Below are 13,297 nucleotides of genomic sequence, written 5' to 3' on the forward strand. Positions count from 1 at the left end.
CGCGAGGCGGATCTGGGTGTCGCTTCGGGCAATGGCAAGGGGCAGATCTTCGTGAAGGGCGAGGTCATCAAGACCGTGCCGGAGTCGAAGATCGTGGAGACGCTGATCGAGGAAGCCCTGAAGATCGCCGAGGGCATGGACGCCGCGGGAACGCCATCGGGGGTTCCCGCCGTCACCGTGAGCTGAAACAGAACCAGAGAGGGGCCCGAGCGTGACGATTCTGGAGAACATCCGGGGGCCGTACGACCTCAAGGCGCTGAGCGCGGCGGAAATCGACGAGCTCGCCGAGGACATCAGACAGTTCCTCATCCGGGCGGTGGCGAGGACGGGCGGTCATCTGGGGCCCAACCTGGGGGTGGTGGAGCTCTCCATCGCCCTGCACCGGGCCTTCGACTCGCCCGTGGACCGCATCCTGTGGGACACCGGGCACCAGAGCTATGTGCACAAACTGCTCACCGGGCGGCAGGACTTCTCCAAGCTGCGCGGCAAGGGGGGCCTGTCCGGCTACCCCTCCCGCGAGGAGTCCGCGCACGACGTCATCGAGAACTCGCACGCTTCGACCGTCCTCGGGTGGGCCGACGGCATCGCCAAGGCCCATCAGGTACTGGGGCGGAGCGACCACGTCGTGGCCGTCATCGGTGACGGCGCACTCACCGGCGGCATGGCGTGGGAAGCGCTCAACAACATCGCCGCCGCGAAGGACCGTCCGCTGATCATCGTGGTGAACGACAACGAGCGTTCGTACGGCCCGACGATCGGTGGCCTCGCCAACCACCTCGCCACGCTCCGTACCACCGACGGATACGAACGCTTCCTCTCCTGGGGCAAGGGAGTGCTCCAGCAGACGCCCGTCATCGGACAGCCGTTGTACGAGTCGCTGCACGGCGCGAAGAAAGGGTTCAAGGACGCCTTCGCCCCGCAGGGCATGTTCGAGGACCTCGGGCTCAAGTACGTCGGTCCGATCGACGGCCATGACGTCGCGGCAGTCGAATCCGCACTGCACCGGGCGAAACGCTTCCACGGTCCGGTGCTGGTGCACTGCCTCACCGAGAAGGGCCGTGGGTACCCGCCCGCGCTGAGGGACGAGGCCGACCGCTTCCACACCGTGGGTGCGATGGACCCGCTGACCTGCGCACCGCTGGCCCCGGCCGGAGCGCCGTCCTGGACAGCTGTCTTCGGGGACGAGATCGCCGCGATCGGCGCCCAGCGGCCGGACGTCGTGGCCATCACCGCGGCGATGCTGCACCCCGTCGGACTGACGAAGTTCGCCGAAGCGTTCCCCGACCGGGTCTGGGACGTCGGGATCGCCGAGCAGCACGCCGCGGTCTGCGCGGCGGGACTCGCCACCGGCGGACTGCACCCGGTCGTCGCCGTCTACGCCACCTTCCTCAACCGGGCCTTCGACCAGTTGCTGATGGACGTCGCGCTGCACAAGTGCGGAGTGACGTTCGTCCTGGACCGGGCCGGGGTCACCGGGCCCGACGGAGCCTCCCACAACGGCATGTGGGACATGTCGGTACTGCAGGTCGTCCCCGGGCTGCGGATCGCCGCCCCGCGCGACGCCGACGAGCTCCGGGCCGAGCTCCGCGAGGCCGTCGCCGTCGACGACGCGCCCACCGTGATCCGGTTCCCCAAGGAGTCGGTGGGGGAGCCGATCCCGGCCATCGACAGGATCGGCTCCATGGACGTCCTGCACCGGGCGGACGACCCCGATGTGCTGCTGGTGGCCGTCGGTGTGCTCGCCCCGGTCTGTCTCGGTGCCGCGGACCTGCTGGCGGGCGGCGGCATCCGCTGCACCGTCGTCGACCCGCGCTGGGTCAAGCCGCTCGACGAACAGCTGGCCCCGCTCGCCGAACGGCACCGGCTGGTCGCTGTCGTCGAGGACAACAGCCGGGCGGGGGGCGTCGGTTCGGCGGTCGGACAGGCGCTGCGGGACGCCGGGGTGGACGTACCCCTGCGGACGTTCGGCATCCCCGAGCAGTTCCTCGCCCACGGCAAGCGCGCCGAGGTACTGGCGGACATCGGGCTCACACCGGTGGAGATCGCCGGGCGGATCAGCGCGGCCCTGGCCGCCAAGGACGCAGCGAGAAGGACCGAGGAGAGCGGGGCATGAACGACGACGGGCCCAAGGGCTTCGATCTGGCACAGCTCCTCGCGGAGCGCGGCGCCGAACGCTATGAGCTGCACACCAGACACCTCAATCACCAGCTGCCCCGCATGCTGCACACCATCGGTTTCGACAAGGTCTACGAACGGGCCGAGGGCGCGCACTTCTGGGACGCGGACGGCAACGACTACCTCGACATGCTCGCCGGATTCGGGGTGATGGGACTCGGCCGGCACCACCCCGTGGTGCGCAAGGCCCTGCACGACGTCCTCGACGCCTCGCTCGCCGACCTCACCCGCTTCGACTGCCAGCCGCTGCCGGGGCTGCTGGCGGAGAAGCTGCTCACGTACAGCCCGCACCTGGACCGGGTGTTCTTCGGCAACAGCGGTACGGAGGCCGTCGAGACCGCCCTCAAGTTCGCCCGGTACGCCACCGGCAGGCCCAGGATCCTCTACTGCGCGCACGCCTTCCACGGGCTGACGACCGGCTCGCTCTCGGTGAACGGGGAGAGCGGCTTCCGGGACGGCTTCGCGCCCCTGCTGCCGGACACCGCCATCGAACTCGGTGATCTCGACGCGCTGCGGCGGGAGCTGAAACGCGGCGACGTGGCGGCACTGGTCGTCGAGCCCATCCAGGGCAAGGGCGTCCACACCGCGCCGCCCGGCTTCCTGCGGGCCGCACAGGACCTGCTCCACCAGCACAAGGCGCTGCTCATCGCCGACGAGGTGCAGACCGGCCTCGGCAGGACCGGCGACTTCTACGCGTACCAGCACGAGGAAGGAGTCGAACCGGATCTGGTCTGTGTCGCCAAGGCCCTCTCCGGCGGCTATGTGCCGGTCGGGGCGACGCTGGGCAAGGACTGGATCTTCAAGAAGGTCTATTCGTCCATGGACCGGGTCCTGGTCCACTCCGCGAGCTTCGGCTCCAACGCACAGGCGATGGCGGCCGGTCTCGCGGTCCTCGCGGTGATGGAGGACGAGGAGACCGTCGCCCACGCGCGCCGCACCGGTGATCTGCTGCGCGAGCGCCTGGCCGCGCTGGTCGACCGCTACGAGCTGCTGCACGAGGTGCGCGGGCGCGGGCTGATGATCGGCATCGAGTTCGGGCGGCCGTCGTCATTGAAGCTCCGCGGCCGCTGGACCATGCTGCAGGCGGCCCGCAAGGGCCTCTTCGCGCAGATGGTGGTGGTGCCGTTGCTCCAGAAGCACCGCATCCTCACCCAGGTCTCGGGCGACCATCTGGAGGTGATCAAGCTGATTCCGCCCCTGGTGATCGGGGAGCCGGAGGTCGACCGGTTCGTCACCGCGTTCACCGCCGTGATGGACGACGCGCATAGCGGTGGCGGGCTGATGTGGGACTTCGGCAGGACCCTGGTCAAGCAGGCCGTAGCCAACCGCTGACCCGCGGAATGTGTGGCTCGTGGCTTTTGCCTCTGAGGCAAGGAATTTGCCTCCGAGGAAAGTTCCTGGCCCAATGGGTACATGAACACTCCGGACGGAGGGGTGGCCGACGAGCTGCCCGGGATCGCGCCACGCCTGCGCGATCTGCGCCGCAGCCGTGGTCTCACCCTGGAGACCGCCGCCGAGCGGGCCGGGCTCTCGCCCGCCCATCTCTCCCGGCTCGAAACGGGCCGTCGTCAGCCGTCGCTGCCGATGCTCCTCGGCCTTGCCAGGATCTACGGTACGACGGTCTCCGAACTGCTGGGCGAGACGCCCCCGGAACGTGACGCGATCATCCGTGGCGGAAGGTTCGACGGGGCCGAGGCCGACGGCTGGATGTACCGGCGGGCCGGCGGTGCCGGCCGGGCGATGCAGGCGCTCCGCGTCCGGGTTCCGCACGGTGCGCAGGGCGACCTCGTGCGCGTCCATCCCGGTGAGGAATGGCTGCACGTGCTCGCCGGGCACCTGCGGGTCACGCTCGGGGACACCGTGCACGATCTCGCCCCCGGAGACAGCGCGCACTTCGACTCGCTCACCCCGCACCGGATCACGGCCGTCGACCGTGACGGTGCAGAGCTGCTCTTCGTCCACACCCTGCTGCAGAGCCCCGCCGCCGAGCTGTGCCTCGGCAGCGGTATCCACCGTCGCTGAGACCGGTCCGTCCGGTCGCCAGAGAGGACTGTCATGTCCGATTCAGAGAACTTCGACCCGCTCGGGTCCAGGAAGAACTACGAGGCCCAGGAGCGGAAGTTCCCGCGCGGTGTGGTGATCCGGCTGTTCGCCTACCTCATCGCCGGACACATCTTCGCGGCCTTCCTCTATCTGCTCTTCGCGGTGGCCGGCAAGGGCTGACCACCGCGAAAAGTGGTCGGGCTACGCCTCGTCGAGGAGCTGCTCGTGCAGCCGCTCACGGGTCTCGGGGGCGAGCTTCAGTCCCTCGGAGAGATAGCGGTCGGTGCTGCCCCAGGTCTCCTCGATGGTCGCGAAGGCCGCGTCCAGATACGCGGCGTGGGCGCCGAAGAGGGGATTGAGCAGCTCCATCACCTCGGGCGACATGCCGTTCGCCGAGGTGTCGCTGCGGCGCACCCGGTAGCGGCGGTGGGCGTCGTTGGACTTGAGGTAGTCGGCCTCGATGGCCTCGCGCTCGACGCCGACCGCCAGCAGCGACACCGCGATCGACAGACCGGCCCGGTCCTTGCCCGCCGCGCAGTGCATCAACGCCGGAACGCTGTCCTCGGCCAGGGCGTGCAGCACCCGGCTGTGTTCGGCGGTACGGTCCAGGATGATCGAGCGGTACGAGGCGATCATCCGGTCCGTCCCCTTGCCGTCGGCGAGGAGCGAACGCAGCTGGTCGAGATCGCCGTCCCGGACCATCCGCCAGAACTCGGCGCCGTCGGCGGGGTCGGAGAGCGGGATGCTCACGTTGCGTACGCCCGGAAGTTCCACGTCCAGGCCGTCGAGCCGGTGGTCGGCGGCGTTGCGGAAGTCGAAGACGGTGTGCAGGCCGAGCCCGCCGAGAAACGCGGCGTCCTCGGCGGTGGCGTGCGCGAGGTGACCACTGCGGAAGAGTCGTCCGTGCCGCACCCGCCGGCCGTCCGCGGTGGGTAGTCCGCCCACGTCGCGGAAATTGCGGACACCCGCCAGTTCGGGTTCCGTCGACGGGATCTGCGGCAACTGCTGCGTCACAGGGACTCCTGGGGTGTCTGGCGTCGACGCGAGTCGCCGACAAGGCCACTTCCGCGACGATACGACATTGATTCCTCAGGCAATCATCTCGGCCTTTCCTTGTCGATACCACGTGAACCCCCGTGCCCCGGTGGTGAATCCGTCCGGTGAATTCGTCGCGAGACCGTTGCCTGCCTGCCCGGCGATGGTCGATGATGTGCGGAACTGTTGGAATGTGGGGGAGCGATGATCGAGACTGGCGACAACGGCCGGACCTGGCTGCTCACCGGGGCGAGCAGCAGCTACGCACTGCGCATCACCGAGCGGGACGAACTGCTCCATCTCCACTGGGGACCGCGGATCTCCCTCGCCGCAGCCGAGGCCCTGGCAGCGGCGCCGGAACCGCCGGCCAGGGGGTTCGAGTCCTGGCTCGACGGCCGTGAGGAGTACCCCATGGAGGGCGGCCCGCGGTTCGTCCGCCCGGCCCTCTCGGTACGTACCCCCGAGGTCCGTGGCACGGAGTGGGCCTTCGCCGATGCCGTGGTGGACGGGGACGAACTCCGTATCGGCTTCACCGACACCGTGCACCGGCTCGCCCTCACGCTGCACTACCGGATGCGGAACGACTCCGATGTGATCGAGCGCTGGGCCACCGTCGCCCACGCCGGGCCCGACGGCCCGCCGCTGGAACTGCTGCGCGCCGACGCCGCCGCCTGGGCGCTGCCCGCCCGTGACGGCTGGCGGCTGAGCCGGCTGCACGGCCGCTGGGCGGCGGAGTCCCGGCTCGCACGGGCTGAGCTGACGTACGGCGAAAGCGTCATCTCCAGCAGGCGCGGCCATACGGGCCACCAGTACCTGCCGTGGGTCGCACTCGATGCCGACGGTGCGGCGACCGAGGAGAGCGGCGAGGTGTACGGCTGCGCGCTCGGCTGGTCCGGGTCGTGGCGGATCTGCGTACAGCGGCTCCCCGACGGGCTCGTGCAGATCACCGGCGGCGCGGGCTACGACGACTCCGGACTGCTGCTGCTCGGACCGGGGGAGTCCTACGTCACACCCGTCTTCGCCGGTCTGTGGAGCGCGGAGGGGTTCGGCGGGGCGAGCCGGGCCTGGCACGCCTGGCAGTTGGCCCATGTGATCCCGGACGCCGAGAGTCTGCGGCCGGTGCTCTACAACTCCTGGGAGGCGACCGGTTTCGACATCTCGCAGGAGCAGCAGCTCGTCCTCGCCGAGCGGGCCGCCGCGATGGGGGTCGAGCTGTTCGTCGTGGACGACGCGTGGTTCGGCCGGCGCACCAGTGACCGGGCGGGGCTCGGGGACTGGACGCCTAATCCGGACCGCTTCCCCGGTGGGCTGAAGCCGCTCGCCGACGAAGTGCACGGTCTCGGTATGCAGTTCGGCATCTGGGTCGAGCCGGAAATGGTGAATGCCGACAGCGATCTCTATCGCGCACACCCGGACTGGGTGCAGCACTTCCCCGGCCGGACGCGTACCGAGTTCCGTAATCAGCTGGTGCTCAATCTGGCCCGCACCGATGTGCGGGACCATCTCTACGAGCAATTGGACGCGCTGCTCTCCAGCGCGCCCGTCGACTATGTGAAATGGGACTTCAACCGCTCCTTCACCGATGCGGGCTGGCCCGGCGAGGAGTATCCGCAGAAGCTCTGGGTCGAGCATGTGCACGCCCTCTACGCGCTGATCGACCGACTCCGGGCCGCGCACCCCTCGGTCGCCTTCGAGTCCTGCTCGGGCGGCGGCGGCCGGATCGATCTGGGGATTCTGTCCCGTACGGACCAGGTGTGGACCTCCGACAACACCGACCCGCTCGACCGCCTCGCCATCCAGGAGGGCTTCGGTCAGATCCATCCGGCCCGGGTGATGGCCGCCTGGGTCACCGACAGTCCGAACGTCCAGCTCAACGACCGGGTCAGCTCGCTGCGCTTCCGCTTCGTGAGCGCGATGGCCGGTGTGCTCGGGGTCGGCGGGGACCTCACTGAATGGAGTGAGGGGGAACTCGCCGAGGCGCGGGACTGGGTGGGCCTCTACAAGGAGATCCGGTCGGTGGTGCAGCACGGCGCCCTGTACCGGCTGCGCGCCCCGCGGGGCGGACTCAGCGCGGTCCAGTACGTCCACGGGGAGGAGAGCGTGGTCCTGATGTGGCTGGAGGCGCAGCGATACGGGGAGCGGCCCCCGGCCCTCAGGCTGCGCGGGCTCGACCCCGCGGCGACGTACACCTGCCTGGACACCGGGGAGGTGCACCACGGTTCGGTGCTGCTGCACCAGGGGCTGCACACCGGGCTTCAGGGGGATCTCGACGCGGGGGTGCTGAGGCTGCGGCGCGAGCGATGAACATGATGTGTCCGCAATGCGCAGATTTGGTCCGAACACGCACTGTTTGTCGGGTGGATGGTCGCCCGCTCGTGAGCGGGATCATATCCGTGACGGTGTGTGCTGGCGGGGCGGTCGGATATTCCGTGCGCGGCGCGGAAATTCAAGATCTTTGATCCACGGAGTGTGACCGGAATTCCGTGTCGAATTCCCGGCGCGGATTCCGGTGCGGAACCGATGGCTTGTTCTCGCCGTCCAGACTCGCTTACGGTCGCCGTCAATCCGGTCGGACCGCCTAATCCTGCCGCCGCCCGGAATTCGCACCCACTCATCGTGTGGCAGGAGCGGGGGAACCAGGTAGGCCGCCGATCGGAGAAATCCGGCCGGCTCGGGGTGAAGCCGCGCTCGGCGCGGCCGGGCATCTCCAGCCCGAACCCGACAGCTCACCTCGTAGGCGCCGGAGAGGAAACACCCCATGCCCATATCGGGTAAGCATCGTCGTACGAAGTCCGGCGTCATCGCCCGTGGTGTCGCCGCCGCAGGCGCCGGTGGTGCCGTCATCGCGCTGCCGCTGCTCGGCGCCACCGGTGCCCACGCCGCGGAACAGACCGCCCCGGCCGCCGCCGCGCAGTCCGCCTCCATCGCCGCGCATGCCGCCCCGGCCCAGCCGGTCGCGCAGAAGCAGGCCGCCACCACGACCTACTCCGTCGTCTCCGGCGACTACCTGTCGAAGATCGCCACCGAGCACAAGATCGAGGGCGGCTGGCAGAAGCTGTACCAGGACAACCGCAAGGTCGTCGGCGACGACCCCGGTCTGATCTTCCCGGGCATGAAGCTGACGCTCGGCGGCAAGGCGTCGGCCGACGACGCGGCCACCGGCGCCGGCGCGGGATCGGCCCTCCCCTCGAAGGCCCTCTCGGTTCCCTCGTCGGTCGTGGAGAAGTCCGCCCCGGCCAAGTCCGCCCCGGTCAAGGAGTCCAAGACCTCCGCCCCGGCCGCCCAGAGCAGCAGCTCCGGCTACGTCCACCCGGTCCCCGGCAACCACACCACCGGCTACCGTGCCTCCGGCTCCAACTGGTCCAGCGGCAGCCACACCGGGATCGACTTCCCCGTCTTCACCGGCACCAGCGTGAAGGCCATCACCTCCGGCACCGTCGTCACCGCCGGCTGGGGTGGCGCGTACGGCAACCAGGTCGTCATCAAGCACGCCGACGGCCACTACTCGCAGTACGGTCACCTGTCCTCGATCTCCGTCTCGGCGGGCCAGTCCGTGAGCACCGGTCAGCAGGTCGGCCTCTCCGGCGCCACCGGCAACGCCACCGGACCGCACCTGCACTTCGAGGTCCGCACGGGCCCGGCGTACGGTTCGGACATCGACCCGATCGCCTTCCTGGCTTCGCACGGCATCTACGTCTGAGCCGAACAGCAGGGCAGTTGAAACAACCGGCGTCTTTCGTCCGGATCGGGCCGGATCGGCGTGCCGGGCACGCGAGCCCGGCGTGATCCGGACGACAGGCCCTGGGCGTGGCCCGAGCCACACAGAAGCGGGGGGGGGCCGCGGCGCCCCCCCCCCGCTTCTGCTTATTCCCCGTTTACCAAACCTGACCGGGTGGTCTATCTCACCACCCGTCAACCCCTTATTACGGTCGCGTAGGTCACATTCGGCGGTGCAGGATAAGCGTTTGTGGCAGACGATTCGAGAAATAATCAACGTGGCGTCATCAACCGACATGGTGTCATCGGGTCGTACGCGGCGATTGGCGACAGCTTCACCGAGGGGGTCGGGGACCCAGGCCCGGACGGGACCTTTGTCGGCTGGGCGGACCGGTTCGCGGTGCTTCTCGCGGACCAGCTCCCGGACCCCGATCCCGCGACGGGCACCGAAGGCTCCGCGCACGGGAACTTCAGGTACGCCAATCTCGCCGTACGCGGACGACTCCTGGACCAGATCGTCGAGGAGCAGGTGCCGCGCGCCAAGGAGCTCGCACCCGACCTGGTCAGCTTCTGCGCGGGCGGCAACGACATCATCAGGCCCGGCACCGACCCCGACGACGTTGCCGAGCGCTTCGAGCGTGCGGTCGCGGAGCTGACCGGATCGGTCGGCACCGTCCTGGTCACCACCGGCTTCGACACCCGTGGCGTTCCCGTGCTGCGCCATCTGCGCGGCAAGATCGCCACCTACACCGCCCATGTGCGGTCCATCGCCGACCGTTACGACTGCCCGGTCCTCGACCTGTGGTCGCTGCGGTCCGTTCAGGACAGGCGTGCCTGGGACGACGACCGACTCCATCTGTCGCCCGAGGGACACACCAGGGTGGCGCTGCGAGCCGCCCAGGTCCTCGGCCTCGACGTGCCCGCCGACCCCGACCAGGAATGGCCCCCGCAAGCACAGCGCGGCACGCTCGAAGTCCGGCGCGACGACATCCACTGGGCACGCGAGTACCTGGTGCCGTGGATCGGCCGTCGGCTGCGGGGCGAGTCCTCCGGCGACCACGTCGAGGCGAAGCGGCCGGACCTCCTGCCGCTCTAGCCAGTGCTGTGACCGGAAGGGTTCACCGGCGTGCGACGCCTGGCACGCACGGGCGTACTGGTTGCACATACACGCGTACTGCCCTGTCCGGCAGCGAGCCGCCCGCCGGGGCTCCGGGGGCGTCCGCCACGCCACCCCAGTGCCCTCGTTCGCCGGACGGTCCTGAGGTTCAGGACCGTCCGGCGAGGGACGACAACGGAGGTGCCGGTATCCGCTCCAGCACTCCGCCCGCGAAGACGTCGTACAACGGCAGCGTCTCCAGATGCACATAGCCGATGTGGCAGTCGCAGACGGCGAGTGGACAGGCACGCGGGCCGAGCGAGCGGCGATAGCTTCCGTCGTAGAGGTTGCCCAGCTCCGCCGGGACGAAATGGCAGCGGCGCACCGTGCCGTCACCGTCCACCGAGATGACCGACTCGCCCGTCCGGCAGGGCAGTCCGGCCGACCGGTGCGGATGCCTGCTGTACGGGAAGAGCGGGTCGAGGGCCGTCCAGCGATCCGCCTCCTCGTCGGTGTAGCTGTGCCCCTCGGCGGCGTTCACCCAGAGATAGACCTCGTCCGGCAGCGCGGCCCGCAGCCGTCGCGCCTCGTCGAGATGGTCGTCGAGACCGACGACCCCGACGCTGTGGCGGATGCCGAGCGCGGTCAGTTCCCGGCACTTGGTCAGGAACCGCTCGGACGGGGTCTGCCCCGGGTGGTACGTGCACCAGAGCGCGATCTTCTCGCGACCGGCGTCACCCGCCTCGGCCAGCCAACCCGTACGGCTGCTGAGGTTGGTCTGGATCGCGACCCGGCCGACGTGCGGCAGCCGCGCCAGCTCCACCAGCGCACGGCGGTACCAGGAGCGGACCAGACCCTCGCCCCACGGGGTGAACAGGACCGAGAGCCGGTCGCCGGTCTGGGCGGCGGCCCACGCCGTGAACCGCTCCAGTGCGGCGCGGTCGGCACGCAACTGCTCCCGGCTGTCCCGCCGCTTGGCGAACGGGCAGTACGGGCAGTCGTAGTCGCAGGACGCGAGCGGGCCGCGATAGAGGATGGTCAGGTCCATGGGCACGCTCACTTCAGTTCGTACGCGGCCATCGCGGCCCGCACGCCGGGGGAGAAGAGTTCCGGGCCCAGTGCGTCGGAGTGGGCCAGGCCCTCGGGGGAGAGCCGCAGCAGGCCGGACGCGCCGGCCGCCGCGTCGAGCCAGCCACGCGCCTCGAACCGGGCCAGTTCGGTGCGGAAGTCGTCGGCCGGGGAGCTGCCGAACCGCTCCCGGTAGTCGGCCGGACGCAGCCCTTCGGCCTGCAGGAGCGACTGCAGGAGATGGCGCCGGCGGGCCTCGTCGCCGTCGACGTACCGTCCGACCTCGGCGCGTGAGAAGTCCTCGGTCGCGGTGTAGCCGTCGATGATCGCTCGTACCTCCCGCATCTCCACCGCGTAGTCGAAGGAGTAGTGCAGACCCGTGGTGTACGAGCGGGCGCCGCACCCCAGGCCGATCATGCCGTCGGTCTGACAGGCGTAGTCGTCCGGGCCGTCCGTCCGGGGGGCGTCGGAGCGGCGGAACATCCGCATGGACACCTGCTCGTAGCCGTGGGCGAGGAGATGGTCCCGGCCCGCGCGGTACAGCCGCAGCCGCTGTTCGTCCCAGGCGGCGTCCGCCGCCTCGCCGTCGGTGCCGAGCCGTCCCAGACCGGTCAGCGGGCGCACGTACAGCGGGTAGAGGTACAGCTCCTCCGGCCGCCAGCCGAGCGCCGCGTCCAGCGAGGTGCGCCAGCTGTCCTCGGTCTGCCCGTCGATGCCGTAGATCAGGTCGATGTTGAGGACCGGGATGCGGGCCTCACGTATCCGGTCCAGCGCCGTCTCCACCTCGGCCCGGCGCTGCGGTCGTACGGCGGCACGCGCCTCGGCTTCGGCGAAGCTCTGCACGCCGATGCTGATTCTGGTCGTCCCGCGGTCGGCGAGGACCGCCAGCCGGTCGGCCGTCGCGGTCGACGGCGAGGTCTCGACCGACAGCGGAACGGACCGAAGATCGGCCCCCATCCGCTTCTCCGCGATGTCGCAGAGCCGCTCCAGCTCCGCCGCGGTGAGGAACGTGGGAGTGCCCCCGCCGAACGCCGCCGCCGCGAACCGCACCGGATCGGCTTCGCCCAGCGCGTCACGGACGGCGGTGGCCTGCCGGTCCAGCGCGTCGAGATACCGGGTCGTCAGCTCGTCCGGGGCGCCGATCCGGGTGAAAAGGTTGCAGAAGCCGCAGCGGACCTCGCAGAACGGTATGTGGAGATAGAGCGAGAGGGCGTCCTTGCGCTCGGCCGCCCACAACTCGCGCAGCGCGGGCCGCTCGGCGAGGGGGCGATAGGCGGTCTTGTGCGGATAGGCGTAGACGTAGCTCTGGTACGGGCGGGTGGTGTGCGCGACGGTCGTGGTGCGGCTCATGGTGCGGTGACCCCCGGTTCCAGGAAGAAGTGCGCGTACGGAACGGTCCAGACAGACTCGTGGCCGAGCCGGTGACCGGTGTAGCCGTCGTCCCCGTAGGCCGTGCCGTGGTCGGAGCAGACGATGGCGAAACAGCGGCGTCGGCTGCTCGCCGCGGCGAGCAGCCGGCCGATGTGGGCGTCGACGTATTCCAGGGCGGCGGCATGGGTGGCGCGGGAATCGCCCGCCTCGCGTGTGGCCCCCGGCCGGTGGAACCAGTTCGGCTGGTGCAGGGCGGCCACATTGACGAAGAGGAAGAGCCGCTGCTCGGCAGGGAGCTCGGCGACGACCTGCTCGGCACGGGCCACTTGGGCCTCGAACGAGGTGGGCGAGGCCACGCCGAACTCCGGTTCCCAGTGGCTCTCCTGGAACATGCCGGGCAGCACGGAGCCGAGCGGCCCCTGCCGGTTGAAGAAGCCGACGCCGCCGATGCACACCGTGCGGTATCCCACTTCGGCGAGGCCGGACAGCAGATCGGGGGTGTCGAAGACGAAAGTGCCCGAAGCCGTGGACTCACTGCCCGCGAAGCGTGCCGCGAACAGCCGCGGGTGCGGCCCGGGGCCGACCGGTGTCGGCAGGAATCCCGCGAAGATCGCCTGGTGGGAGGCGTAGGTGAAGCTGCCGGGCGCATGCCGCTTCTCCCAGACCCCGCCCGGCAGATGGCGCGCCAGATGGGGGATGCGTCCGGCGGCGGCGAGTTCGGCCGCCACGTCGTAGCGCAGGGTGTCGAGGGTGACGAGCAGCAGATCGTGGCTGCCCACGATCTCGCTCATG

General features: G+C 69.9%; 11 protein-coding genes, 1 pseudogene and 1 riboswitch. Of the genes and pseudogenes, 8 read left to right on the forward strand and 4 right to left on the reverse strand.

What is annotated here, in order from left to right:
* From ACF1B9_RS34385 to ACF1B9_RS34405, 5 genes and pseudogenes are all read left to right on the forward strand, one after another.
* Window positions 1-186, forward strand: a pseudogene (locus ACF1B9_RS34385) (4-hydroxy-3-methylbut-2-en-1-yl diphosphate synthase); the annotation flags it as partial.
* Window positions 187-211: 25 nt separating this feature from the next.
* A complete protein-coding gene (gene dxs / locus ACF1B9_RS34390) occupies window positions 212-2,113 on the forward strand; it encodes a 1-deoxy-D-xylulose-5-phosphate synthase (protein ID WP_391746482.1) in 1,902 nt (633 codons plus the stop codon).
* On the forward strand, window positions 2,110-3,507 hold the full coding sequence (locus ACF1B9_RS34395; protein WP_391746481.1) for an aspartate aminotransferase family protein: 1,398 nt from the start codon (window positions 2,110-2,112) through the stop codon (window positions 3,505-3,507). The genes dxs and ACF1B9_RS34395 overlap by 4 nt, the downstream gene beginning before the upstream one ends.
* Before the next feature lie 81 nt (window positions 3,508-3,588).
* Window positions 3,589-4,197: a helix-turn-helix domain-containing protein gene (locus ACF1B9_RS34400; protein WP_391746480.1), complete on the forward strand. Its 609-nt coding sequence runs from the start codon at window positions 3,589-3,591 to the stop codon at window positions 4,195-4,197.
* Window positions 4,198-4,230: 33 nt separating this feature from the next.
* Entirely contained in the window at window positions 4,231-4,398 is a 168-nt protein-coding gene (locus ACF1B9_RS34405) for a DUF6126 family protein (protein WP_176729046.1), read from the forward strand.
* A 21-nt stretch (window positions 4,399-4,419) separates the two neighbouring features.
* Here ACF1B9_RS34405 and ACF1B9_RS34410 read toward each other — a convergent pair whose 3' ends face one another.
* Window positions 4,420-5,232, reverse strand: coding sequence for a tyrosine-protein phosphatase (locus ACF1B9_RS34410; protein WP_391746479.1), 813 nt, complete (start codon window positions 5,230-5,232; stop codon window positions 4,420-4,422).
* A gap of 225 nt (window positions 5,233-5,457) precedes the next feature.
* On the opposite strand from ACF1B9_RS34410, the gene ACF1B9_RS34415 reads away from it, so the two are divergent.
* From ACF1B9_RS34415 to ACF1B9_RS34425, 3 genes are all read left to right on the forward strand, one after another.
* Window positions 5,458-7,557 (forward strand): alpha-galactosidase, encoded by a 2,100-nt coding sequence (locus ACF1B9_RS34415; RefSeq protein WP_391746478.1) that lies wholly within the window; start codon window positions 5,458-5,460, stop codon window positions 7,555-7,557.
* A 290-nt stretch (window positions 7,558-7,847) separates the two neighbouring features.
* A riboswitch (cyclic di-AMP (ydaO/yuaA leader) is annotated at window positions 7,848-8,008 on the forward strand.
* A gap of 3 nt (window positions 8,009-8,011) precedes the next feature.
* A complete protein-coding gene (locus ACF1B9_RS34420) occupies window positions 8,012-8,953 on the forward strand; it encodes a peptidoglycan DD-metalloendopeptidase family protein (protein WP_391746477.1) in 942 nt (313 codons plus the stop codon).
* Between the two features lie 267 nt (window positions 8,954-9,220).
* Window positions 9,221-10,066 (forward strand): SGNH/GDSL hydrolase family protein, encoded by an 846-nt coding sequence (locus ACF1B9_RS34425; protein WP_391746476.1) that lies wholly within the window; start codon window positions 9,221-9,223, stop codon window positions 10,064-10,066.
* A gap of 169 nt (window positions 10,067-10,235) precedes the next feature.
* Here ACF1B9_RS34425 and ACF1B9_RS34430 read toward each other — a convergent pair whose 3' ends face one another.
* The 3 genes from ACF1B9_RS34430 to ACF1B9_RS34440 are packed head-to-tail and all read right to left on the reverse strand — an operon-like array spanning window position 10,236 to window position 13,296.
* Window positions 10,236-11,114 (reverse strand): STM4011 family radical SAM protein, encoded by an 879-nt coding sequence (locus ACF1B9_RS34430; RefSeq protein ID WP_391746475.1) that lies wholly within the window; start codon window positions 11,112-11,114, stop codon window positions 10,236-10,238.
* Window positions 11,115-11,122: 8 nt separating this feature from the next.
* Window positions 11,123-12,484 (reverse strand): STM4012 family radical SAM protein, encoded by a 1,362-nt coding sequence (locus tag ACF1B9_RS34435; protein ID WP_391746474.1) that lies wholly within the window; start codon window positions 12,482-12,484, stop codon window positions 11,123-11,125.
* On the reverse strand, window positions 12,481-13,296 hold the full coding sequence (locus ACF1B9_RS34440; RefSeq protein WP_391746485.1) for an STM4013/SEN3800 family hydrolase: 816 nt from the start codon (window positions 13,294-13,296) through the stop codon (window positions 12,481-12,483). The genes ACF1B9_RS34435 and ACF1B9_RS34440 overlap by 4 nt, the downstream gene beginning before the upstream one ends.
* Window position 13,297: the final 1 nt, after the last annotated feature.

This window comes from Streptomyces sp. NPDC014727 (genome assembly GCF_043083485.1).
Lineage (GTDB): Bacteria > Actinomycetota > Actinomycetes > Streptomycetales > Streptomycetaceae > Streptomyces.